This window comes from Fluviicoccus sp. (genome assembly GCF_030646115.1).
Lineage (GTDB): Bacteria > Pseudomonadota > Gammaproteobacteria > Pseudomonadales > Moraxellaceae > Fluviicoccus.
Genome location: NZ_JAUSMX010000009.1, coordinates 205,727 through 229,075, shown reverse-complemented (window position 1 = coordinate 229,075; position 23,349 = coordinate 205,727). Strand labels below are relative to the sequence as shown.

Below are 23,349 nucleotides of genomic sequence, written 5' to 3'. Positions count from 1 at the left end.
AATCTCAATCAATATCCAGGTCGGATAATTCAATTTCCAGCGCATCCAGCGAGATGCGGATTTCCACCACCGATGTCGCCAGCGATACCATCAAGCACATCAGGCTGGCTCCGAAGACCCAGCGCCCGGCCAGTTCATTGCTGAAAAACAAACACAGCATTGCCACAACACACATGAAGAAGCTCAGTCCACCCCAGGTCTGCATGCGACGAATCAGCCGTGTACGCTTGCGGAGATTGGCCAATTGGGCGCGGTAGCGCAGATCATGTTTACGGACTGCATGGTTGGAATGCAGGCTGCGTATCAGATTTGCCAGCGCCAGGAAACGGTTGGTATATGCCAGCATCAACAGCGAAATGGCCGGGAAAAGAATGGCTGGGGTCGTAAGGGTGATTTCCATCCTCGAACTATAGCATGCTGGTTTTCCACACCTCAAACAAAACAGCCTCCGTGAAGGAGGCTGTTTGCAATGCTGGGCTGCTGAATCAACCGCCCAGCAAAGTCCGTGACACCACGTTCACCAATACCAGCATCGGCTGAGGATAAACACCCAACAGCAGCACCAGTCCGGCAATCAGCATCACCACCACGCCACCTGCCTGCTGCCCCCAGTTCAGCGGCGCATCATGCTTCCGCAGGCCGGGAGTCGCCATGTACAGTGTCACCATGACCCGCAGGTAATAGTACAAACCAATGGCGCTGCCCAGAATCACGGCAGCCATCAACCACCACATTTCAGCCTTTACACCGGTCAGGATCACGAAGAACTTGCCAATGAATCCGGCCGTCAGCGGGATACCGGCCAATGACAGCATCATCACCGTCATCACGGCCGTCAACACCGGCCTGCGCCAGAACAATCCGCGATAATTGAACAGCCCGTCAGCATCGTCATGGCGAAGCGGGCTGGACATCAGGGTAATGACACCGAAAGCACCCAGCGTAGTCAGCACATAGGTCAGCAGGTAGATTTGTACCGTCTGGATAGCCAAGACTCCGCCTGAAACCACGGCGGCCAGCAGATATCCCATATGTGCAATGGAGGAGTAAGCCAGAATACGCTTGAGGTTGTTCTGATTCAGCGCCAGCACATTGCCTGCAATGATCGACACCACCGCCAGCACGGCCATGACATCCCGTAACGCCATCGAATAAGCCGATGGAGTTTCAATCAGCCAGCGCAGCAATACGGCAAAGACGGAAATCTTGCCTACGGATGCCAGGAATGCGCCTACCGGAGCCGGGGCGCCTTCATACACATCCGGGGTCCAAAGATGGAAAGGCGCCACTGACAGCTTGAACGCCAAGCCGATCAGGATCATGCCCACCCCCATAATCGACAGGGGGCTATTGACGACTTCCAGTGTGGTTGCCTGCGCCAGACCCTGAAATTCCAGAGTGCCGGTCAGCGCGTACAACAGCGCCATGCCAAACAGCATGAATGCTGAGGCGGTTGCTGACAGCACCATGTACTTGACGCCCGCTTCCAGTGAACGCTTGCGCTGATAGGTATAGGCCACCATACCGTAAACCGGCACTGACATCAGTTCCAGCCCGATGAAAAAGGAAGCCATATGACGGCTGCACACCATCACCATGGCGCCAACGGCGGCAATGGTCAGCAGCAAATAGATCTCTTCCTTGTTGCTGCCATACCCATCCATATAGGCGTGTGTCAGGGTGGCGCATGCCAGCGTCGAGGCGAGGATCAGCACCATATAAAAGTAGGCAAAGGGATCCACGACGAGTAACGGCGTCACCAGTTGCGGAGCCAACGGCTGGTTCAGGGCCAGCCAAATAGTGGCTGCCAGGGAAATATTCAGCCCCACGACCGCCAGCGTCGCATTCCACCAATGGTTACGGCCAAAGGCGATCGCCAGCATCACGACAATCGCCGTCAGACTGGTCAGAATGACGGGTAGCAGGGGTAACAGGTTTTCCAGAGTCAGGTTCATGGTGACCTCAGCGCAATTCTGGCGTCATGACGGACGGCACGGGAGCGGCGGAAGCCGACTGGTAAAGTTGCTCAATGCCGGCCATGGCCGACCAGGACGTATTCAGGACCGGTTGCGGATACAAGCCCAAGAACAACAGGATGCCCATCAGGCTGACCATGATGGCAATTTCACGCGGGCTGAGATCCGGCAAGTCGCCTTCATGTTTTGACTCCCCGAACAGGGCGCGATGGATGATGATCAGCGAGTAAAGGCCTGCCAGCACCAGGCTGGAGGTTGCCAGGATCGTAATCAGCGGCGACACCTTCCATGCGCCCAGCAGAATCAGGAATTCCCCGACAAAGTTGCCTGTACCCGGCATGCCCAGCAAAGCCGCACAAAAAAACATCATGATGGCGGGTAGATAGCGGAACTTGCCCCACAGACCGCCCATTTGACGCAGGTCGCGGGTATGCACCCGTTCGTACAACTCACCGCAGAGGATGAACAGGCCGGCCGCCGAGAAACCGTGCGCCAGCATCTGCATCACCAAGCCTTGCATGGTCAGCATGTTGCCGGAATAAATACCGATCAGCACAAATCCCATGTGCGACACACTGGTATAGGCAATCAGACGTTTGACATCATTCTGCCCGAAAGCCAGGAACGCGCCATAAAACACCCCGAAGATACCCAGCCACATGGCCACCGGGGCAAACTCCAGCGAGGCATTGGGAAAGAACGGCAGCGCAAACCGCAGCATGCCGTAGGCGGCGGTTTTGAGCAGGATACCCGCCAAGTCGACACTGCCGGCGGTAGGTGCCTGGGCGTGGGCATCCGGCAACCAGGAATGAAACGGCACTACCGGCAATTTCACGGCAAACGCCACGAAGAAGCACAGCATCAAGGCCATTTCCATACCCGGATCCATCTTCGTTCCCAGCAGATGGTGGTAATCAAAACTCAGCACTTGAGTTTGCGAGAAATTGATGAAGACCAGCGCCAGAATACCGACCAGCATGATCAAGCCAGCTGCCTGGGTGAAAATGAAGAACTTGGTAGCCGCATAAATCCGGCTCTTGCCATCCGAACCCGAATGCCCCCACAAGGCAATCAGGAAGTACACCGGCACCAGCATCATTTCCCAGAAAAAGAAGAACAGGAACATGTCGATGGCCAGGAAAACGCCGATGACACCACCCAGGCTCCACAGCAGGTTCAGGTGGAAAAAACCCACATGCCGCTGGATTTCACTCCAGGAACAGGCGACGGCCATAAAACCCAACAGGCCGGTCAGCATGATCATCAACAGTGACAGGCCGTCAAGCGCCAAGTGAATGCTGATGCCCAGTGCGGGAATCCACGGAGCCTGGTATTCCAGTTGCCATTGCGTAGTTTGCGCACCGATTGCGGGCATGGTGTAACTGCCTTCTGCCCAGATTTGCAGGGTCAGCAGGAACACCAGCAGCATGCTGAGCAAGGCCACCCAGCGCGGCAGTCCCAGGCCAAAGCGTTCGCCCACCCAGCACAGCAGGCCGCCGATAAACGGAATCAGGATAAGAGCGGGAAGAATCAGATCGGTCATCATCAGGCTTATCCTTTAAAATTACTGCTCAGAACAATCAGTGCTGCCAGAATCACGACCGCACCGAACACCATGCTTGCGGCGTACCAGCGTAGACGACCGTTCTCGGTAACACTGACAGCATCATGCGCCCGACGGGCGACGCCGGGAATCAAGCCGATGCCCAAGTCGATAATGTCATGGCGAAGGAGGTTCACCACAAACAGGTATGGCCTCACAAACAGCTTGTCGTACACCCAGTCGAAACCCCACCCGTTCAGCCAAAGGCGTGAAAGCAGTTGCCCTACGGAGGATTGCGCCATGGCTGTAGCCAGCTTTCGTTCCCCCAGGAACAGGAAAGCGGCAATGCCGATGCCGATCATTGCCACCGCACCGGACAGCAGCTCAACCGAATGCCGGGCTTCTTCATTGGCGGAAATATTCAGGGCGGGCAGCACACCTTCCAGCGGAGGATGGATCAGGGCGCCAACCCCGGTTGACAGCACCAGAAGGATGCCCAGCGGCAGCCAATAGGTGACTCCCTTCAATGCATGGGCATGGGTTTTTTCCTGACCATGAAAGACAATGAAAATCAGACGGAAAGTGTAAATCGAGGTAAAGAAGGCTCCGACCAGACCGGCCCAGAACAGTTCAAAGTGCTGGGTCGCGAACTCATCCCACAGGATTGCATCCTTACTGTAAAAACCCACTGTCACGAAGGGCAAGGCCGCCAGAGCACCACCGCCCACCAGAAAGCAGGCATAGACAAAAGGAATCTTCTTCCACAGCCCGCCCATCTTGAAAATGTTCTGCTCATGATGGCAGGCAATGATCACCGCCCCGGAGGAAAGGAACAGCAAGGCCTTGAAAAAGGCATGAGTCATCAGGTGGAACACGGCCGCGCTCCATGCCCCGGCGCCCAGCGCCAGGAACATGTAGCCGATCTGGCTCATGGTGGAATAGGCCAGAATGCGCTTGATGTCGGTCTGCACCATGGCGGAAAAGCCAGCCAGCACCAGCGTTACAGCGCCAATGACACCCACCAGCTCCAGTACTTCCGGCGCCATCATGAACAACACATGGGTGCGGGCAATCAGGTAGACACCGGCGGTCACCATGGTTGCAGCGTGAATCAGCGCCGAAACCGGCGTTGGGCCCGCCATGGCGTCCGCCAGCCAGGTTTGCAGTGGCAACTGTGCGGACTTGCCAACGGCACCGCCTAGCAACATCAACGCCGCCAGTGTCACCGACAAATCTCCGGTGCGCCAGACCTCGGGAGCCCTGACCAGAACTTCCTGAATATCCATCGTTCCCAGTTCGTGGTAGATGATAAAGAGGCCGATGGCCATCAGTACATCCCCTACACGGGTTACGGTAAAGGCCTTGATCGCCGCCGCGCCATTGGCGCTGTTCTGGTAGTAGAAGCCGATCAGCAGGTAACTGCAGAGACCAACCCCTTCCCAGCCAAGGTACAGCAGCAGCAGGTTGTCACCCAGCACCAGCAGCAGCATGCTTACCACAAAGAGGTTCATGTAGGAGAAAAAGCGTTCATATCCCGCTTCACCGCGCATGTACCAGGAGGCAAAGACATGAATCAGGAAACCGACACCGGTCACCACACCCAGCATGGTCAGCGACAGGCCGTCCAGATGCAGGCCGAAAGCCGGGGCGAAATCTCCCACTTGCATCCAGGTCCAGAGCACCTGGCGATAAGCGCCCTGCCCTTCAATACCCATAAACTCAATGCCGACATACAAGGCTGTCAGCGCAGACAAACCCATGGAGCCGACCCCGATCAGGGCGGCCAGGTTTTCAGACAGCCGATTGCGTACCGTCGACAGCAGCAGGAATCCCACCAAGGGGAAGACGAAAGTCAAATAGAGGAGGTTCATCCGCGCATCTCGCTTGCCGCATCAATATCTAGGGAATGATGGCGACGGTAAAATTGCAACAGGATTGCCAGGCCGATACTGGCTTCAGCGGCCGCCAGGCTCAGGATCAGGATAAACATGATCTGGCCGTCCGGTTGGCCCCAACGGCTGCCGGCCACCACAAACGCCAGCGCAGCGGCATTCATCATTACTTCCAGGCTCAGCAACATGAACAGGATGTTGCGGCGGACCATGACACCCACCAGCCCGAGTACAAATAGGATGGCAGCAACGCCAAGTCCGTGTTCCAGAGGAATTCCGTTCATTTCAGTCCGCCCTCCGCCTTGTCGAGTTTGACCGTGTTTTCAGCACTCAGCCGTTCCGCCACCCGCACGGCCTGGCGGTCTTCACGCGCATCGTGCTTGCCCAAGTGCCAGGCTGCAACCAGCGCCGCCAGCAGCAACATCGAGGCCAACTCCACGGTCAGCAGATAAGGTCCGTACAGTGCAATACCAACCTGTTTGCCATCTACCAAGGTATGTCCGAGCATGGCCCCGGACGGCTGTGAAAAAATCCAGGCCATTTCCGCCAGCAACGCCGTCGCAAAGATGGATGGACCCACCCAGACCCGCAACGCCAGCCATTTGTGCTCCTGTGCATCCACCTGAGTGCCCAGGTTCAGCATCATCACCACAAAGACGAACAGCACCATGATGGCGCCGGCATAGACAATCACTTCCAGCGCACCGGCAAACGGCGCGCCCAGGGTAAAGAAGATCACCGCCACGGCCAGCAGCGAGATGATCAGGTTCAGCAGTGCATGCACCGGATTGGCGTTAGTAATCACCCGGAGGGTCGCCAGAATGGCAACCGCCGCCGCTATGTAGAATGCAATTTCCATTAGTGCGGCCTCAGGGTAGCAGTGACTTGATGTCGACCGGTTGCGATTCGTTCTGGGCTGCGCCTTTGGGCTTGCCCGCAATCGCCATGCCGGAGACACGGTAGAAGTTGTAATCCGGGTACTTGCCGGGGCCGGAAATCAGCAGGTGTTCTTTCTCGTACACCAGATTCTGGCGGTTGTACTCGGCCATTTCAAAATCCGGCGTCAGCTGGATCGCCGTGGTCGGACACGCTTCTTCACACATGCCACAGAAGATGCAGCGGGAGAAGTTGATCCGGAAGAACTCCGGATACCAGCGGCCGTCTTCGGTTTCCGCTTTCTGCAAGGAAATACAGCCCACCGGGCAGGCAACCGCACACAGGTTGCAGGCCACACAGCGCTCCTGACCGTCCGGGTCACGCGTCAGCACAATACGGCCCCGGTAACGCGGCGGCAGGTAAACCGGTTCTTCAGGGTATTGCAGGGTGTCGCGCTTGCGGAAGCCATGGCTGAACACCATGACCATGCTGCGCACCTGGCTCCAGATTCCGTCAATCACGTTTTTCATCTTCAAAATCTCTCCGTTAACCGGGCTTGACGGGGCTGAACAGCAAAACCATGGCGCCGGTGACGAGCAGGTTGAGCAGCGTCAACGGCAGTGCAACCAACCATCCGGCCGTCATCACCTGGTCATAACGCGGACGCATCAACGAGCCGCGCACCAGCACGAACATCATGATGAAGAAAGCGGTCTTGCCGGCAAACCAGAAGAATGCCGGAATGAAATCCAGGTACGGCAGCGGCTGCCAGCCGCCAAAATACAGGGTTACGATCAGGGCGGAGATAACGACAACGGCCACGTATTCACCGACGAAGAACATGCCCCACTTCATGCCGGAGTATTCAATGTGATAACCGTCAGCCAGTTCCTGTTCCGCTTCCGGCTGGTCAAACGGATGACGGTGGGTCACGGCAATACCGGCAATCATGAAGATGATGAAGCCAAGGAACTGGGGAATCACGAACCAGCAATCCTTTTGGGCCTCAACAATGTCACGCATGTTGAAGGAACCGGTCTGGACCACTACGCCCATCAGCGCCAACCCCATGAATACTTCATAACTGATGGTCTGGGCCGTGGCTCGCACGCCGCCCAGCAGCGAGTATTTGTTGTTCGATGACCAGGCGGCAAACATCACGGCATACACTGACAGCCCGGCCATGGCCATGAAGAACAGAATGCCGATGTTAAGGTCTGCCACCCCCCAGGTCGGGGTAATGGGCACAATTACCATGCTCAGCAGCATGCCCGCCATGGCAATGGCCGGGGCCAGGAAGAAAATCATCTTGTCGGCAAAAGCCGGCGTCCAGTCTTCCTTGAAGAACATCTTCAGCATGTCGGCAGCAATCTGGAACATGCCGTTGGGTCCGACACGGTTCGGACCGTAGCGATCCTGCCACCAGGCCAGCAAGCGGCGCTCGATGAAGCTGAGCAGCGCTGCGGTGATCACCGTAGCCAGCAGGATAATCACCGACTTGATCACCGACACGATGATGTCCAGCGTATCCTGACTCATGTATTGCAGTATGAAGCTGTTGAGTTGTTCCATGATCAGGCCCCCTCCCCGCTGACTTGCAGCCACTCATCGCCGTTCAGCGCAGGCAGGCCGGGAATTCCGGCGATGACGCCGACGGTGCCAGACGGCTGGTCCGGATCGATACGGGCCGGAATCTTCACCAGCTTCATGCCGATACTGACAACCGCCGTCTGGCCATCAGCCAGACGCAAGCTGGCAGCGTCTTCTGCCGCAAGGGTAATGCAGGCATCCGGAATGCGGCTGGACATGACGGCTGCACGTGCGGCCAGTTCGTCACTGCCGAAGATGTGATGAAGCAAATGCACTTTCAGGGCTTCGGCGCGCGGGGTGAATGCGGACGGAATGTTCTTGAAGTATCCGCCGGCATGATGCGGCGCGCTGTCCAGCAGACGTACACCCGGATCACCGCCGCTGAGGTGCCCGCCGACTTCCGCCTGGAATTTGTTCCAGGCTTGCGGCGAATTCCAGCCCGGAGCCCAGGCAAAGGAAGTCAGGGCCGTATCGTTCTTTGGACCGACATAACCTTCCATGGAGAAGGACAAGGCGCTGTCGCCATCTTGCGGCTGACGCGGTTCATGCACACTCAGCTTGGCGCGCATGGCGGTGCGACCGCTGTAACGGCGAGGCTCACGGGCCGGACGCACACCGCTGATGCGGAAGGCGGCATTCGGTGCCGCCTGAACCATCCCGGCGAGGACAGGAATGGCCTCGGCGCACGAGGACACCACGTCATCCAGGTGCGTCCAGTCAATATCACGATAGTCCAGGCCGGAATGAATGGCATGCAGCCAGCGCCAGCCCTCCTTGATCTGGTGTTCCGGCTTGTAGTAGCTGGAGTCATAGACCTGGAAGTAGCGCTGCGCCCGGCCTTCGTTATTGACAGCAGTGCCGTCACCTTCGGCAAAACTGGCGGCGGACATCAGGATATGGGCTTTGGCCGTGGTCGCAGTTTGCTGGTGATCCAGCACAATGACCTTGGCGGCCTTGGCCAGCGCGGCATCGACCAGAGCAGCCGGGGCACGGCGATAGAGGTCGTTTTCCGCAATGACCACGATCTCGGCTTGTCCGGACCGCAAAGCTTCCAGCGCCGACTCCAGACTGCTGCCGCCCATCAGGCTGACGCCCAGGCTGTTCACTTCCGGCAGCGCCAGCGTAATGGCGGCTTTCTTGCCCTTGACCAGCAGCGCCTGCACGATATTCGCAGCGGCCTGGATCAACGCCTCGGAGCCGGCCGCTGTACCTGCTACCACCAAGGGCTTGTCGGCGGCCAGCAATGCAGCGGCAACCTGACGGGCAAAGGCTTGCGCCTCGGCATCAAGACCTTCGACCGCCGGGGCATTATTGTCAATGCAGTGGGCCACGGCGAAACCGAGCCGCGCCTGATCATCCACGGCCGCCATGCAGACCCCGGTGGCGACGTCATCAAGCCGGGTGCCGCTGAAACTGGTGATGAACAGCGGCGACAACTCGTGCTGGGCGATGTTCTTCACCGCCAGATCCTGCCAGACGGCTGTCTTGCGGTCAGCGGCCATCTTCACCGCCTTGTTCTTGACCGACTGGCGCAAGGCCAGGGCAATACGCGGCGCTGTTTGCGTCACGTCCTCACCCAACACCAGCACGCCATCCTTGCCTTCAATGTCACGCAGCGAGGGGACTTCAATGCCTTCGGTCAGCAATACTTGCTGCGCCAGGTTGATGCAGCCCAACTCGACAGTCGCAATACCGGTTGAGAAGTTGGCCTCTCCCACCAGCGAACGCAAGGCAAAGTTGGTTTCCAGGCTGGCGCGCGGTGAGCCGATGCCGATCACCTTCTTGCCGCGCAGTGCGGCAATGGCGGAATCCAGTGCTTCATCGACGGAAACAACGACCAGATCAACGCCTTCGCGCATCATCGGCTGGCGCGGACGGTCACTGTTGTTGACGTAGCCGTAGCCAAAACGGCCGCGGTCACAGAGGAAGTAATGGTTGACCGAGCCGTTGAAACGGTTCTCGATACGGCGCAACTCACCATAACGCTCGCCGGGGCTGGTGTTACAGCCGACCGAGCATTGCTGGCAGATACTGGGGGCAAACTGCATGTCCCATTTGCGGTTGTAACGCGCCGAGTGCGTCTTGTCGGTGAAAACGCCGGTCGGACAAACTTCGGTCAGGTTGCCGGAAAACTCGCTTTCCAGCGTACCGTCGGTGGGACGACCGAAATAGACGTTGTCATGCGCGCCATAGACGCCCAGATCCTCACCTCCGGCATAGTCCTTGTAATAACGGACGCAACGGTAACAGGCGATGCAGCGGTTCATTTCATGGCTGATGAACGGACCGAGATCCTGGTTCTGGTGGGTGCGCTTGGTGAAGCGGTAGCTGCGGCGGTCATGCCCGGTCATTACCGTCATGTCCTGCAGATGACAGTGGCCGCCCTCTTCGCAGACCGGGCAGTCGTGCGGATGGTTGGTCATCAGCAACTCGACGATGGTGGCGCGGAAAGCCTTGGCCTCCTCGTCATCAATCGAGATGTAGGTATTGTCGGTGGACGGCGACATGCAGGACATGACGATACGTCCGCGCTTGTCCTCGGGATTGGCGTACTGCTTGACCGCGCACTGGCGGCAGGCGCCGACGCTGCCAAGCGCGGGGTGCCAGCAGAAATAAGGAATGTCGAGCCCGAGAGACAGGCAGGCCTGCAACAGGTTGTCTGCGCCGTTGACCTCATGGGGCTTGCCATCTACATATATGGTGGCCATTCGTCTGGATACCTGTATTTAGGCGGTCGCTTTCGCGATGCCTTGTTCAAACTCGGAACGGAAATATTTGAGCGCGCTCATCAACGGCTCCATGGCGCCGGGCGCATGGGCGCAGAAGGTCTTGCCGATCCAGAGATCGCGTGTCAGCTTGCTCAGCTGCTCGATATCGTCGGCGGTGCCTTCACCGCGTTCCAGCGCGCGCAGGATCTTGACGCCCCAAGGCAGACCGTCACGGCAGGGCGTACACCAGCCGCAGGATTCGCGGGCGAAGAACTCTTCCAGGTTGCGCACCACCGAAATCATGTTCTGTTTGTGATCGACCACCATGATCAACCCGGTTCCCATCCGGCTGCCGGCCTTGGAAATGGTGTCGTAGTCCATCGCCAGGTCCAGGTGCTCGGGCATCAGGAAATCCGTGGATGCCCCGCCAGGCAGCCAGCATTTCAGATCAAGGCCGTCCTGCATGCCGCCAGCGTGGACTTCCAGCAACTCACGGGCGGTGGTGCCGATGGGCAACTCCCAGACACCGGTGCGCTTGGCGCGACCGGAGACACCATAAAGCTTGGTGCCGGCATCCGGGCTCTTACCCTCCGACAAACCCTTGAACCAGTTGGCGCCGCGCATGACGATGGCAGGCACATTGCACAGGGTTTCGACGTTGTTGACGATGGTCGGCTTACCCCAGGCCCCGGCAATCTGCGGGAACGGCGGCTTGGCGCGCGGGTTGGCGCGACGGCCTTCCAGCGAGTTGATCAGCGCGGTTTCCTCACCACAGATATAGCGACCGGCGCCGGTATGGACATACAGATCCATGCTCCAGCCCGAACCAAGGATGTTTTCACCCAGATAGCCGGCGGCCTTGGCTTGCTTGATTGCATCGTTCAGGCGATCAGCGGCGAGGATGTATTCACCGCGGAGGAAGATGTAAGCACGGGTGGCCTGAATGGCGTAACCGGCCACGATCATGGCTTCCACCAACTGATGCGGCAGTTTTTCCATCAACAGCCGGTCCTTGAAAGTGCCCGGCTCCATTTCGTCGGCGTTGCAGACCAGATACTTGGGACCGGCATCCGGCCCCATCGGGATCAGGCTCCACTTCACACCGGCGGGGAAACCCGCACCGCCGCGACCGCGCAGGTTGGCGTCCTTGACGAGCAACTGCACATCCTGCGGACTCATCTCCTTGAGCGCCTTGCGCACAGCGGCATAACCCTCAAGGGCTTCATAACCCTTCAGGTCAAGATTGGCGTCGCCATGTTGCAGCCGCCAGGTCAGCGGCCGGGTGTCTGCAGATACCACGGTCATGGATACTGCTCCAGTAAGGAAGGAATCTGTTCAATGCTGACCGGGCCGTGCGTATCTTCGTTGATCATCAACGTCGGACCCTTGTCGCAGTTACCCAGACAGCAGATCGGCAACAACGTGTAGCGGTTGTCGGCTGTGGTCTGGCCGTACTCAATGTTCAGGTGTTTCTTGATAGCATTGATCAGGTCTTCGTAGCCGGTCAGGAAGCAGCCGATGCTGTCGCAAACGAAGATGACGTTGCGACCCACCGGCTTGCGGAAGATCTTGTTGTAGAAGGTGGCGACACCGTCAACATCAGAGGCGGGGATGCCCAGCACCTGGCCAATGACGACAATGGCGCTGTCAGAAACCCAGCCGTGATGCTTCTGGATCAGCTTCAGGGCGTCAATGGTCGCGGCGCGCGGATCTTCGTAGTGCGCCATGTGGTGCTCGATTTCCGTCCGCTCTTCCACCGTCAATTCATAAGGCTCAATCTTTGGCCGTTTGTCCGTACAAATAATCATCGATTCAGCCTCAATCAGCGGTCTACGTCCGCCATCACAAAGTCAATACTGGCCAAGTGCGCAATCAGGTCGGGAATCATGCTGCCGTTCACCACCGACGGGATTTGCTGCAAGTGCGCGAAGCTGGGGGTACGGATACGCGTACGGTAGCTCATGGTGCTCTTGTCGCTGGTCAGGTAGTAGCTGTTGATGCCCTTGGTGGCTTCAATCAACTGGCAGGACTCACCGGCAGGCATGATCGGCCCCCACGATACGCTCAGGAAGTGCGTAATCAGGGTTTCAATGTGCTGCAGCGTGCGTTCCTTGGGCGGCGGGCAGGTCAACGGGTGATCCGCCTTGTAGTCGCCGGCGGGCATGTTTTCCAGACACTGCTTGATGATGCGGACGCTCTGGCGCATTTCTTCAATGCGGACCAGGCAGCGGTCGTAGGCATCACCGTTGTGCGCCAGCGGCACTTCAAAGTCGAAGTTCTCGTAGCCGGAGTAAGGGCGCTTCTTGCGCAGGTCGAAATCAACGCCGGTGGCGCGCAGGCCGGGACCGGTAACCCCCCACTCCAGCGCCTGCTTCGAATTGTATTGGGCGACATCAATCGTCCGCGCCTTGACGATGCCGTTGGAGACGGCCGCCTTGACGTATTCATCCAGACGCTTCGGCAGCCACTCGACAAAGTTGCGCACCAGACGATCCCAGCCCTTGGGCAGGTCATGCGCCACACCACCGATGCGGAACCAGGCCGGATGCATGCGGAAACCGGTGATGGCTTCGATGACGTCGTAGGCCTTCTGGCGGTCGGTGAACATGAAGAAAATGGGGGTCATGCCGCCCACGTCCTGGATGTAGGTGCCGAGGAACAGCAGATGGCTGGTGATGCGGAAGAATTCCGCCATCATCACGCGAATGGTCTGCACCCGCGCCGGCACGGTGATCCCGGCCAGCTTCTCAACCGCCAGCACATACGGCAGGTTGTTCATGACGCCGCCCAGATAGTCAATCCGGTCGGTGTAGGGAATGTAGCTGTGCCAGGTCTGGCGCTCGCCCATCTTCTCGGCGCCGCGATGGTGGTAGCCGATATCCGGTACGCAATCGACGATTTCTTCACCGTCGAGTTGCAGCACGATGCGGAACGCACCATGAGCGGACGGGTGGTTGGGACCGAGGTTGAGGAACATGAAGTCCTCGTCGGCGGTGCCCTTTTTCATGCCCCATTCTTCCGGACGGAAACGCAGGGCTTCCTGCTCCGCATCCTGCTTGGCGGCATCGAGCATGAAGGGGTCGAATTCGGTGGCTCGCGCCGGATAGTCCTTGCGCAGCGGGTGACCGACCCAATTACGCGGCAACAGGATGCGGTAAGGATGCGGATGGCCGTCGATGGTGATGCCGAACAAATCCCAGACTTCACGCTCATACCAGTTGGCGTTCGGCCAGATGTTGATCACCGTCGGAACATGCAGATCGTCCGCCGACAGCGCCACCTTGATGCGGACATCACTGTTGCGATCGATGGACAGCAGATGGTAGAACACCGTGAAATCGGAAGGCGGCAGGCCCTGGCGGTTGACACGCAGTCGCTCGTCAACGGCGCTCAGGTCGAGCAGCATCACATAGGGGCGCGGAACCTGGCGCAGGAAGGCCAGGATTTCCACCAGTTTACTGCGCGGAACCCACAGCGTCGGCACATCGTCCAGCGTGGACTGGAACACGAAGGTGTCCTGGCCGAATCGCTCATACAGCTCGCGCACCACGTCGTACTTAGCGCCGGGCGCCGAAGTTACCGGAACATCGTCAGCCATCTGATTCGTCATCACAAAATTAATGAATAGGGGTGTCAGCCGCGTCAGACTTCGTCAGGGCTACGCAAATTGGTGACCGCGATCCGCTCGGCTTGGCGCACGTCGCGCTGGGCAGGCAGAATGGGCTTGTACACGCCCTGATCGCCCACCACCCACGACAACGGCCGGCGCTCCTTGCCGATCTGTTCCTGCAGCAGCATCAGCGCCTGCAGGAAAGCCTCGGGGCGCGGCGGGCAGCCGGGAATATAGACGTCCACCGGAATGAACTTGTCCACCCCCTGCACCACGGAATAAATATCGTACATGCCGCCGGAGTTGGCGCAGGAGCCCATGGAAATCACCCACTTCGGCTCCAGTAACTGTTCGTACAGGCGCTGCACTACGGGAGCCATCTTCACGAAACAGGTGCCGGCCACGACCATCAGGTCGGCCTGACGCGGTGAAGCCCGGATCACTTCCGCCCCAAAACGCGCCAGATCGTGCGGCGAGGTAAACGCAGTCGCCATCTCGACATAGCAGCAGGACAGGCCGAAGTTGTACGGCCACAGCGAATTCTTGCGCCCCCAGTTGACAGCGCCATGCACCATCTCTTCCAGCTTTCCGAGGTAGACATTCTTGTGAACCTGCTCCTCCATCGGATCGCGCACGATTTCACGCGTTTGCATCGGGTAGCGGCCGCCGGGGCTGTCCGGGTCGACTCGGGTCAGGGTGTAGTCCATCGTAATAAACCTCAGGTTTCGGATTTGGCGGGATTCTGGAGCGCACGCTTGCGGCGTTGCGCCGGCGACCAGTCAAGGGCGCCTATTTTCCAGACATAGACCAGTCCGGCCAAAAGAACGGAAATGAAAATCACCACTTCGATGAAGCCCGCCCAGCCGGTTTCGCGGACCGAAACCGCCCAGGCATAGAGAAACAGGGCTTCAACGTCGAAAATCACGAAGAACATGGCCACGAGGTAGAACTTGGCCGAGAAACGCATGCGGGCGGAGCCGGAGGACACGACGCCGGACTCGAAGGTCTCGTTCTTGGCCCGGCCCCAGTCACGCCCGCCCAATAGACGGGGGATAAAGAGCATGAAGGCGCAGATAAAAACAACACCGAAAACGAATATCCCGAAGGACCAGTTGTGCGCGACATCAGCGGGAGACATGCCGAAGACTCTCCAGACAAATCATTTCAGGGAAGGCGTGACACGGGGCGGCGCCGGAGCCCCCGATACCGGGGAAGACTTACATAAAGTTACAGGGAATTATATATCAGCCGCCACTCCGGACACCAGTGAGCACACCCCTTGAATTTGTTCCTGCACGCCATTTGGGCAGCCTGCCCTCTCCTGAAGCACAGGTCCGGACCCTCTTTCGCCTATTCGCCCAGATAGGCGGCGCGCACCCGCTCATCGGCCGCCAGTTCGGCGGCGGGTCCTTCCAGTGTAATGCGGCCGCTTTCCATGACATAAGCGCGCTGCGCCAGCTTCAGTGCGGCGCGGGCATTCTGCTCCACCAGCAGCACGGCAACGCCGTCGGCCGTGACTTCGGCAATGGTCGAAAAAATCTTTTCCACCATCAGCGGCGCCAGGCCCATCGACGGTTCATCCAGCAACAACAGCTTGGGCTTGCTGAGCAAGGCCCTGACAATCGCCAGCATTTGCTGTTCGCCGCCGGACAACGTACCCGCCAACTGTTCGCGGCGCTCATGCAGCCGAGGGAAACGCTCGAAGGCTTTTTCCAGCTCTCCAGGCAGCAGCTTGCGGGCGTATGCACCCATCTTCAGGTTTTCAGTCACGGTCAACCGAGAGAACACGCCCCGCCCTTCCGGCACCAGCGACAAGCCGAGACGAACCCGGTCGTGTGCGGGCACTGACAGCAAATCCTTGTCCTGATAACGGATGCTGCCGCCAGACGGCTTGAGCAGCCCGCCCAGACAATTCAGCGTCGTGGTTTTCCCTGCGCCATTCGCCCCGATCAGGCAGACCAGTTCCCCGGCGCGAACCTCAAGATCAATACCCTTGACGGCCTGAATGCCGCCATAGGCCACCTGCAGGCCGGAAATCTTCAACAGACTCATTCCCCGCCTCCCAGATAGGCTTCGATGACTTTGGGGTTGGCCTGGATCTCGGCAGGCGTGCCCTCGGCGATAACCTGGCCGAAGTCCAGCACCGCCACCCGGTCGCACAGCCCCATCACCAGCTTCACGTCATGCTCAATCAGCAGCACATTGGTGCGGTCATGGCGGATGCGCTGGATCAATTTGGCCAGGTCGGCAGTTTCGGTGGGATTCATGCCGGCGGCCGGTTCATCCAGCGTCAGCAAGGCGGGATCGGCCGCCAGCGCCCGGGCGATTTCCAGACGCCGCTGGTCGCCGTAGGACAGGGTCCGCGCGATGCGGCCGCCTTTACCGCTCATACCGACATATTCGAGCAATTGTTCCGAGCGCTCCCGGATAAACTTTTCCTCCGCCTGCACGCCGGCGGGACGGAAGATGGCCCCGAACACCCCGGCCTTCGACTTGCTGTGCCGGGCGACCATGATATTTTCCAGCGCCGTCATGTCATTGAACAAGCGGATATTCTGGAAGGTGCGGGCGATGCCGCGCTGCAGGATTTCATGGGGTTTCAGGGTCAAAGGCAAGGCCTTGCCGCGAAACATGCGCAGGCCGGAATCCGCTTCATAGAGCCCGGTAATGACATTGAACAGCGTGGTCTTGCCCGCGCCGTTGGGACCGATCAAGCCATAGATGGTGTTTTCCGGAACACGCAGGCTGACGTTTTTCAGGGCATGGATGCCGCCGAAACGTTTTTCAATACCTTCCAGGACCAGCAGATCAGCCATGATGCAGCTCCTCCTTACGGCGGGGCGACGGCCACAGCCCTTCAGGACGGAACAGCATCACCAGAATCAGCGCCAGTCCGAACAGCAGCATGCGCAGGTTTTCCGGGTCCACCACCATGCGCCCGAACAGGCTGCGCTGCAAGGGATTGATCACTTCACGCAGCACTTCGGGGGCCAGCGTCAGCAGGATGGCGCCGAGGATGACGCCGCCAATGTGGCCCATGCCGCCCAGCACCACCATGCACAACACCATCACCGATTCCATGAGACTGAAACTTTCCGGACTGACAAAGCCCTGAAAACTGGCGAATAATCCACCGGCGACACCGCCGAAACTGGCGCCCATGGCAAACGCCAGCAGCTTGATGTTGCGGGTATTGATGCCCATGGCCTTGGCGGCCAGCTCATCTTCGCGGATGGCCATCCAGGCGCGGCCGATGCGGGAATCTTCCAGCCGCACACAAATGAAAATGGTCAGCAGTGTCAGGGCCAGGAACAGGTAGTAGTAGGCATAGGCCGAACCGCCTTGCACCCCAGCGACTTCCATGCCTTGATTCAGGTTATGACCGGCCAGACTGACGCCGTCGATCATGTTGATGCCCTGCGGGCCGTTGGTGATGTTGACCGGGCGGTCGAGGTTATTCATGAACAGGCGGACAATTTCACCAAAACCCAGCGTGACGATGGCGAGGTAATCACCCCGCAAACGCAGCGTCGGCGCTCCCAGCAGCACCCCGGCGGCGCAGGCCAGTGTTGCTCCCAGCGGCAGGATAACCCACGCCGACAAGTGGATATCCAGATGTGGTGACGCCAGGATGGCCATGACATACGCCCCGACAGCATAGAAAGCGATGTAGCCCAGATCCAGCAGTCCGGCGTAGCCGACCACAATATTCAACCCCAGCGCCAGCATGGCGTAGAGCAGGCAGAAGTCCAGAATCCGCACCCAGGACTGCCCCATGAGGCCAACCGCAAACGGCGCGACCAGCAGGCCGACAGCCAGCAAGATATAAGCTATCCAGACTTTTTTCATCACGGACGCTCCGACACTTTTTCACCCATCAGACCGGACGGGCGGAACACCAGCACCGTGATCAGCACCAGGAAGGCAAAGATGTCCTGATACTGGCTGCCCAGCACATTCCCGGTCAGGTCGCCGATATAACCGGCCCCCAGACTTTCAATCACGCCCAGCAGCAAACCGCCGATCATGGCGCCGGGGATATTGCCAATGCCGCCCAGCACGGCAGCAGAAAATGCTTTCAAGCCCAGCAGGAAACCCATATAGGAATGCGCCTGCCCGTAATTGGCCGCCACCATGATGCCCGCCACCGACCCCAAGCAGGAGCCGATCACAAAGGTCATGCCGATCACCTGGTTGACGTTGACCCCCATCAGTGAGGCAACCTGCGGGCTTTGCGCCGTGGCGCGCATGGCGCGGCCCAGCTTGGTTTTCTGCACCAGCAGCAGCAGGCCGCCCATCATCAGCGCCGCCAGTACGATAATGCTGATTTGCAAAGGCGTGATGGACGCGCCGAGGAACTGCAAGGGCTGATTGCTGAATATGGGTGGGAACGGCACGTATTGCCGCCCCCAGATGATCATCGCCAGGTTCTGCAAGACAATAGATACACCAATGGCGGTAATCAGCGGCGCCAGGCGTGGAGCCTTGCGCAAGGGACGGTAGGCAACGCGCTCAATGCTGTAGCCCAGGAAGGCGCACACCGGCACGGCCATCAACAGGCTGGCGCCGATCAGCAGCAAAGGCGAGATGTCACTGCCATTGCCAATCAGCAGGTTGAGACAGGTTATGCAAACCATGGCTCCGATCATCACCACTTCGCCGTGAGCAAAGTTGATGAGACCGAGAATGCCGTAAACCATGGTGTAGCCCAGCGCAATCAGGGCGTAGATACTGCCCAGAATCAGGCCATTGATTAACTGTTGGACGAAAATATCCACGCTTGAACAACTCCGGGCAACCGCAAAGCCGGGCCGGGCCGAAGCCCGGCAGGCTTTCAGCTTTGTTTGGCGTAATTGGTGATGGCGGCAGCGGCCGTTTCGTCGAAGATATCCGCCATTTTGGCCAGAACCGTCGGCTGCAGTTCTTCCACCAGATAACGGCCGTTCTCAAAAATGGAGGCATTCACCGAAAAGTGCGGGTCACCGGCTTCGTTGTCGAGATCACCGAAACGCTTGACCGTTTTCTTGTTGTCAAAGGAATAGTTGTCCTGATCAGTCACGGTGTATTCCACCCAGACTTGCCCGGCATTATGCACGATCACCACGCTCAGCAGGTCGCGGCGCAGCAACAGGCCATAACGTTCCTTCAGGTTTGGCAATACTTCCAGACTGGTCGACCTGAAGCCGTCAAAGAGTTGTTTCATGATTATTATCCTCAGTCATACAGGGAAGACCGGGGCGCACCACGGCGCCGCCGGGAAAGGGCGGCTTATTTGCCGCCAATGGTTTTCAGGACTTTCCACTCACCCTTGCTCACCTGGTAGACGGTGATGGCGCCGCCGGAGAGATCGCCCTTGGCGTCGAAGCGGATCTTGGCGGTGACACCGTCATAATCCGTCTTCGCCAGTTCCGGCAGGTATTTGGCCGGTTCGACGGAATTGGCGCGCTTCATGGCGTCGGCCATCACCATCATGGCGTCATAGCAATACGGGGCGTACAGCTGGATGACACCGTACTTGCTTTCAAAACGTTGCTTGAAATCGGGGCCGTGCGGCATGGATTCCAGCGGCACACCCGGCAGCGAAGCCGTGACGCCTTCCGCCGCGGCGCCCGCCAGCTTCATGAATTCCGCTGTGTGGATGCCGTCGCCGCCCAGGAACTTCGCCTTCAGGCCCAGAGTCTGCATTTGCTTGGCCATGGGCGCACCCTGCCCGTCCATGCCGCCATAGAACACCAGATCCGGCGCTGTACCCTTGATCTTGGTCAGGATGGCGGTGAAGTCGGAGGCCTTGTCGTTGGTGAATTCGCGCACCACGATGGAGCCGCCGGCTGCCTTGGCGGCCTTTTCAAATTCATCGGCCAAGCCCTGCCCGTAAGCCGTACGGTCGTCGATGATGGCAATCTTCTTGGCAGCCAGATCATTCACGGCAAACTGGCCCAGCACCTGGCCTTGCTGCACATCGTTGGCCATGACGCGGTACGCGCCCTTGTAACCCTGCTGGGTGTACTTGGGATTGGTGGCGGAGGGGGAAATCTGCACCAGACCGGAATCGTTGTAGATGCGCGAGGTGGGAATGGTGGTGCCGGAATTGAGGTGACCGATAACGCCGTTGACCTTGTCATCGACAAACTTCTGGGCGACGGTGGTGGCGATGCGCGGATCAGCCTGGTCGTCTTCCGACTCCAGCTCGAACTTGACCTTCTGGCCGCCGATGGTGAGACCCTGGGTATTCAGCTCGTCAATGGCGAGACGGACGCCGTTTTCATTATCCTTGCCGAGGTGGGCCTGCGGGCCGGTCAGGGGCGCGGCATGGCCGATGCGGACAATCATTTCACCACTGGTTGCAACGGGCTTGGCATCCGCGCCCTTGGCAGCCTCTTCGGGCTTCTTGCTGCAGGCGCTGAGAGCGATGGCGGCAGCCAGTACGCCCAAGGTCAGGGTCTTTTTCATGGCGGAATCCTCTCCGGGTCAAATTATGGGGCGATTCTAGCAAGGTTCCTGCCAAGTTGCGCAATTTCCCGAACAGGATAAACTTGCGGCCACTTGTCCTGGCCGGCCCGCAGGGATTTACGGCCTTTTACACTCCCTATTTACGTTATTATCAGGTTATCCGGATGTCTCCCACCCTCGCCCTTACGCTCGATTTGATCCGCCGCCCCTCCGTTACCCCCGTGGATGCCGACTGCCAGGAACAGATGATCCGCCGCCTGGAAGCCATTGGCTTCCGCATCGAGCGTCTGCGCTTTGGTGACGTGGACAATTTCTGGGCACGGCGGGGCGAGTCCGGCCCGGTGCTGGCCTTTGCCGGGCATACCGATGTGGTGCCGACCGGGCCGGTGCAGGACTGGACAAATGACCCGTTCCAGCCGGAAATCCGTGACGGCATGCTCTACGGTCGTGGCGCAGCGGACATGAAAGGTTCATTAGCTGCGATGGTGGTGGCCTGCGAGAACTTTGTGGCCAGGCATCCGGATCACCGGGGTTCAATCGCTTATCTGATCACCAGCGATGAAGAAGGCGTGGCCGTCAACGGCACCGTCAAGGTGGTGGAGCATCTGGAGGCGCGCAACGAGAAGATGACCTGGTGCCTGGTGGGTGAGCCTTCCAGCAGCATAATTGTCGGCGACACCATCAAGAATGGCCGTCGCGGTTCGCTGAACGGAGTCCTGACTGTGCTGGGTGTACAGGGTCATGTCGCCTATCCGCAATTGGCGGACAACCCGATCCACCGCGCCGCCCCTGCCCTGGCGGAACTGGCGGCGGAGCTTTGGGACAACGGCAACGACTTCTTTCCCGCCACCAGCTTCCAGATTTCCAATATTAGCGCCGGCACCGGGGCCAACAACGTCATCCCGGGTGACATGAAAGTGGTGTTCAATTTCCGCTTCTCGACCGAAGTCACGGAAACTCAACTGCGGCAACGCACGGAGGCCATTCTCAACCGCCACGGCCTGCAATACCGGCTGGACTGGAGCCTCAGCGGCCACCCCTTTCTCACCGCCAAGGGCGAGCTGGTGGAAGCCGCCGTCGGCGCCATCCGTGAGGTGATGGGTATTGAAACGGTACTTTCGACCAGCGGCGGCACCTCGGACGGGCGCTTCATTGCCCCGACAGGAGCGCAGGTGCTGGAACTGGGCCCGGTCAACGCCACCATCCACAAGGTCAATGAGTGTGTGAAGGCGGATGACCTCGACAAGCTGACCGCCTTGTACGAGGGCATCCTTGCCCGGTTGCTTGCCGTTTAAGCACTAAAAGGATGAGCCGGGACGACGCCACTCGGCCAGGACATCCTCCTCATCCGTACTACCGGCAGCCGGCATTGTCCCGGCTCCGGACTGCAAAGCCTCTCGCCAGGGCACACCGTTCAGCGCCACTTCGTTCCCTTCCAGGGTCAGTTCCGTCACATAATCCTCACCCTCGCGACGGATGACCCCTCCGCTCTCCGACGCGGCACGCAACTGCGACAACATCTGACCGGCCTGTTCACCCGGCAGTTTCGCCCCAAAAAGCATAGCTTCGTTGGCGCGAATCCGCAGGCGCATCTTGCCGCCCTCCAGCAAACCGGCTCCGTCCAGCGCCGCCATGCCGCGATCCGGCAGGGTGGCCGGCAGATCCAGTCCCACCAGATTGCCATCCACCGACAACCGCTTGTCACCCATGGTGACATTCAGTTTATTCAAGGCCACTTCCGCCGTTCCATCAAAAAGCCCGACCAGCGCCGTCAAGATCGGTTTCAAATCCGGCTTGCAGGTCTGGCTGCTTTCACGCGCGGCCGCAACCAGACGCTTCAGCGCCTCGGTATCCATCTGATTCATGGCCAGCGAGGTCTCTATACCAAAGGACTCCCGGCCAACATCCGCCGAACCGATGCGCAGATCACTGGTGGAGAAAGCGCGGCCTGACTTCAATTCCACCCTGTTTCCGGCCTGAATCTCCTTCAGCGTGAAGCCCGGTATGACAGCCGAAGCCCCGGTCGCCAACTCGAGCCGGGCCTCCGCCAGGGAAAATGCGCTGTCGCCGGTTTCCAGGCCGATCACTGTTTTACGGCTGTTGGCATGGAATTTCAGGTCACGGACAACCATGTCAACCTGGTCGCTTTCAAAGACCAGCCCCGGAAAATCAAGGGTGGCCGAAGAGTCGTCACCCTTACCCGCCACCTCGAATGTCAAACCTTTCCATGTCAGGCTTGCCCCCTTTTCCGTGACGGTGGACGCTGGGCTGACCCCGGTATAGCGCATACCGCCGCCCAGCGGATGCACTCCGCTGATTTCCAGCAGCGGCTTGCCGTTCAACACCTTCTCCAGCGCCCTGTTCCACTCTGCATTGTCGAATTTCAGCGTCACTGTTGAACGCAGCGCTCCAAGTCCAGACACCAGATCATTACGGATTTTCTCATGCACCTCCATGTTCACCCCCGGCTTGCAGGGGTCTGGACGAACCTCCAGATACGCAACCGCCTTGCTGGTGAAGAAGCCGCGGTCAAAATCCACCTTGCGCACCTTGATGATACCCAGGCTCTGCCCTTTCAACTTGTCGGCCTCGGCCAGATAGGCCGTCTGCACGCGACTCCCGGCTACCCAGTTCAGCGCCGCCCAGACCAGCACCAGGCCATACAGCGACCATTTTACTTTTGGATTCATGATTTCCCCTTATT

At 59.0% G+C, this 23,349-nt stretch carries 21 protein-coding genes and 1 pseudogene; 1 reads left to right on the top strand and 21 read right to left on the bottom strand.

Translation table 11 applies throughout. The features are described from left to right. Window positions 1-4 precede the first annotated feature (4 nt). The 20 genes and pseudogenes from Q7T36_RS06815 to Q7T36_RS06720 all read right to left on the bottom strand — a co-directional run bounded on the left by Q7T36_RS06815 (window position 5) and on the right by Q7T36_RS06720 (window position 20,645). Entirely contained in the window at window positions 5-400 is a 396-nt protein-coding gene (locus Q7T36_RS06815; protein WP_304845583.1) for a DUF2721 domain-containing protein, read from the bottom strand. Between the two features lie 85 nt (window positions 401-485). Further along, window positions 486-1,955 carry an NADH-quinone oxidoreductase subunit NuoN gene (nuoN, locus tag Q7T36_RS06810; protein WP_304845581.1) on the bottom strand — a complete coding sequence of 490 codons (1,470 nt, stop codon included), beginning with the start codon at window positions 1,953-1,955 and terminating at the stop codon, window positions 486-488. Between the two features lie 7 nt (window positions 1,956-1,962). Further along, window positions 1,963-3,522 (bottom strand): NADH-quinone oxidoreductase subunit M, encoded by a 1,560-nt coding sequence (gene nuoM, locus Q7T36_RS06805; protein ID WP_370690067.1) that lies wholly within the window; start codon window positions 3,520-3,522, stop codon window positions 1,963-1,965. Window positions 3,523-3,527: 5 nt separating this feature from the next. Continuing rightward, window positions 3,528-5,390, bottom strand: a complete 1,863-nt coding sequence (nuoL, locus tag Q7T36_RS06800) for an NADH-quinone oxidoreductase subunit L (RefSeq protein ID WP_304845578.1) — start codon at window positions 5,388-5,390, stop codon at window positions 3,528-3,530. Then, window positions 5,387-5,695, bottom strand: a complete 309-nt coding sequence (gene nuoK, locus Q7T36_RS06795) for an NADH-quinone oxidoreductase subunit NuoK (RefSeq protein ID WP_304845575.1) — start codon at window positions 5,693-5,695, stop codon at window positions 5,387-5,389. The genes nuoL and nuoK overlap by 4 nt, the downstream gene beginning before the upstream one ends. An 80-nt stretch (window positions 5,696-5,775) precedes the next feature. Continuing rightward, a pseudogene (gene nuoJ, locus Q7T36_RS06790) lies at window positions 5,776-6,270 on the bottom strand (NADH-quinone oxidoreductase subunit J); the annotation flags it as partial. A 10-nt stretch (window positions 6,271-6,280) separates the two neighbouring features. Beyond that, the gene (gene nuoI / locus Q7T36_RS06785; RefSeq protein WP_130411765.1) at window positions 6,281-6,817 is read right to left on the bottom strand and encodes an NADH-quinone oxidoreductase subunit NuoI; all 537 of its coding nucleotides are present in this window, start codon (window positions 6,815-6,817) and stop codon (window positions 6,281-6,283) included. Between the two features lie 16 nt (window positions 6,818-6,833). Next, entirely contained in the window at window positions 6,834-7,826 is a 993-nt protein-coding gene (nuoH, locus tag Q7T36_RS06780) for an NADH-quinone oxidoreductase subunit NuoH (RefSeq protein ID WP_304846571.1), read from the bottom strand. A 35-nt stretch (window positions 7,827-7,861) separates the two neighbouring features. Further along, window positions 7,862-10,585: an NADH-quinone oxidoreductase subunit NuoG gene (gene nuoG, locus Q7T36_RS06775; protein ID WP_304845564.1), complete on the bottom strand. Its 2,724-nt coding sequence runs from the start codon at window positions 10,583-10,585 to the stop codon at window positions 7,862-7,864. A gap of 18 nt (window positions 10,586-10,603) precedes the next feature. Continuing rightward, a complete protein-coding gene (gene nuoF, locus Q7T36_RS06770; RefSeq protein ID WP_304845561.1) occupies window positions 10,604-11,890 on the bottom strand; it encodes an NADH-quinone oxidoreductase subunit NuoF in 1,287 nt (428 codons plus the stop codon). Then, on the bottom strand, window positions 11,887-12,393 hold the full coding sequence (nuoE, locus tag Q7T36_RS06765; RefSeq protein ID WP_304845558.1) for an NADH-quinone oxidoreductase subunit NuoE: 507 nt from the start codon (window positions 12,391-12,393) through the stop codon (window positions 11,887-11,889). Before nuoE ends, nuoF begins: the two co-directional genes overlap by 4 nt. Window positions 12,394-12,407: 14 nt before the next feature. Beyond that, entirely contained in the window at window positions 12,408-14,195 is a 1,788-nt protein-coding gene (nuoC, locus tag Q7T36_RS06760; protein WP_370690066.1) for an NADH-quinone oxidoreductase subunit C/D, read from the bottom strand. A 32-nt stretch (window positions 14,196-14,227) separates the two neighbouring features. Next, a complete protein-coding gene (locus tag Q7T36_RS06755; RefSeq protein WP_304845551.1) occupies window positions 14,228-14,902 on the bottom strand; it encodes an NADH-quinone oxidoreductase subunit B family protein in 675 nt (224 codons plus the stop codon). Window positions 14,903-14,913: 11 nt separating this feature from the next. After that, entirely contained in the window at window positions 14,914-15,333 is a 420-nt protein-coding gene (locus Q7T36_RS06750) for an NADH-quinone oxidoreductase subunit A (RefSeq protein WP_304845547.1), read from the bottom strand. Window positions 15,334-15,545: 212 nt separating this feature from the next. After that, window positions 15,546-16,241: an ABC transporter ATP-binding protein gene (locus Q7T36_RS06745; protein WP_370690083.1), complete on the bottom strand. Its 696-nt coding sequence runs from the start codon at window positions 16,239-16,241 to the stop codon at window positions 15,546-15,548. 2 nt (window positions 16,242-16,243) lie between these two features. Next, window positions 16,244-17,011, bottom strand: a complete 768-nt coding sequence (locus Q7T36_RS06740) for an ABC transporter ATP-binding protein (RefSeq protein WP_304845541.1) — start codon at window positions 17,009-17,011, stop codon at window positions 16,244-16,246. Beyond that, on the bottom strand, window positions 17,004-18,044 hold the full coding sequence (locus Q7T36_RS06735; protein WP_304845538.1) for a branched-chain amino acid ABC transporter permease: 1,041 nt from the start codon (window positions 18,042-18,044) through the stop codon (window positions 17,004-17,006). Before Q7T36_RS06735 ends, Q7T36_RS06740 begins: the two co-directional genes overlap by 8 nt. Next, complete coding sequence (locus Q7T36_RS06730; RefSeq protein ID WP_304845535.1) at window positions 18,044-18,973, bottom strand: branched-chain amino acid ABC transporter permease; 930 nt, start codon at window positions 18,971-18,973, stop codon at window positions 18,044-18,046. Before Q7T36_RS06730 ends, Q7T36_RS06735 begins: the two co-directional genes overlap by 1 nt. Before the next feature lie 56 nt (window positions 18,974-19,029). Beyond that, entirely contained in the window at window positions 19,030-19,398 is a 369-nt protein-coding gene (locus tag Q7T36_RS06725) for a hypothetical protein (protein ID WP_304845532.1), read from the bottom strand. A 65-nt stretch (window positions 19,399-19,463) separates the two neighbouring features. Then, entirely contained in the window at window positions 19,464-20,645 is a 1,182-nt protein-coding gene (locus tag Q7T36_RS06720; protein ID WP_304845529.1) for a branched-chain amino acid ABC transporter substrate-binding protein, read from the bottom strand. A 158-nt stretch (window positions 20,646-20,803) separates the two neighbouring features. On the opposite strand from Q7T36_RS06720, the gene dapE reads away from it, so the two are divergent. After that, on the top strand, window positions 20,804-21,940 hold the full coding sequence (gene dapE / locus Q7T36_RS06715; protein WP_304846568.1) for a succinyl-diaminopimelate desuccinylase: 1,137 nt from the start codon (window positions 20,804-20,806) through the stop codon (window positions 21,938-21,940). 3 nt (window positions 21,941-21,943) lie between these two features. Here dapE and Q7T36_RS06710 read toward each other — a convergent pair whose 3' ends face one another. Beyond that, the gene (locus Q7T36_RS06710; protein WP_304845525.1) at window positions 21,944-23,335 is read right to left on the bottom strand and encodes a DUF945 family protein; all 1,392 of its coding nucleotides are present in this window, start codon (window positions 23,333-23,335) and stop codon (window positions 21,944-21,946) included. Between the last annotated feature and the right edge of the window lie 14 nt (window positions 23,336-23,349).

What these genes read in the sequence shown, in the direction of transcription:
- nuoG (WP_304845564.1), bottom strand. Translation starts at nt 10,585, where the DNA reads ATGGCCACCATATATGTAGATGGCAAGCCCCATGAGGTCAACGGCGCA.
- Q7T36_RS06735 (WP_304845538.1), bottom strand. Translation starts at nt 18,044, where the DNA reads ATGAAAAAAGTCTGGATAGCTTATATCTTGCTGGCTGTCGGCCTGCTG.
- Q7T36_RS06720 (WP_304845529.1), bottom strand. Translation starts at nt 20,645, where the DNA reads ATGAAAAAGACCCTGACCTTGGGCGTACTGGCTGCCGCCATCGCTCTC.
- nuoN (WP_304845581.1), bottom strand. Translation starts at nt 1,955, where the DNA reads ATGAACCTGACTCTGGAAAACCTGTTACCCCTGCTACCCGTCATTCTG.
- nuoF (WP_304845561.1), bottom strand. Translation starts at nt 11,890, where the DNA reads ATGACCGTGGTATCTGCAGACACCCGGCCGCTGACCTGGCGGCTGCAA.
- Q7T36_RS06725 (WP_304845532.1), bottom strand. Translation starts at nt 19,398, where the DNA reads ATGAAACAACTCTTTGACGGCTTCAGGTCGACCAGTCTGGAAGTATTG.
- nuoL (WP_304845578.1), bottom strand. Translation starts at nt 5,390, where the DNA reads ATGAACCTCCTCTATTTGACTTTCGTCTTCCCCTTGGTGGGATTCCTG.
- Q7T36_RS06740 (WP_304845541.1), bottom strand. Translation starts at nt 17,011, where the DNA reads ATGGCTGATCTGCTGGTCCTGGAAGGTATTGAAAAACGTTTCGGCGGC.
- nuoI (WP_130411765.1), bottom strand. Translation starts at nt 6,817, where the DNA reads ATGAAAAACGTGATTGACGGAATCTGGAGCCAGGTGCGCAGCATGGTC.
- nuoE (WP_304845558.1), bottom strand. Translation starts at nt 12,393, where the DNA reads ATGATTATTTGTACGGACAAACGGCCAAAGATTGAGCCTTATGAATTG.
- nuoC (WP_370690066.1), bottom strand. Translation starts at nt 14,195, where the DNA reads ATGACGAATCAGATGGCTGACGATGTTCCGGTAACTTCGGCGCCCGGC.
- nuoM (WP_370690067.1), bottom strand. Translation starts at nt 3,522, where the DNA reads ATGATGACCGATCTGATTCTTCCCGCTCTTATCCTGATTCCGTTTATC.
- nuoK (WP_304845575.1), bottom strand. Translation starts at nt 5,695, where the DNA reads ATGAACGGAATTCCTCTGGAACACGGACTTGGCGTTGCTGCCATCCTA.
- Q7T36_RS06750 (WP_304845547.1), bottom strand. Translation starts at nt 15,333, where the DNA reads ATGTCTCCCGCTGATGTCGCGCACAACTGGTCCTTCGGGATATTCGTT.
- Q7T36_RS06710 (WP_304845525.1), bottom strand. Translation starts at nt 23,335, where the DNA reads ATGAATCCAAAAGTAAAATGGTCGCTGTATGGCCTGGTGCTGGTCTGG.
- Q7T36_RS06755 (WP_304845551.1), bottom strand. Translation starts at nt 14,902, where the DNA reads ATGGACTACACCCTGACCCGAGTCGACCCGGACAGCCCCGGCGGCCGC.
- nuoH (WP_304846571.1), bottom strand. Translation starts at nt 7,826, where the DNA reads ATGAGTCAGGATACGCTGGACATCATCGTGTCGGTGATCAAGTCGGTG.
- Q7T36_RS06815 (WP_304845583.1), bottom strand. Translation starts at nt 400, where the DNA reads ATGGAAATCACCCTTACGACCCCAGCCATTCTTTTCCCGGCCATTTCG.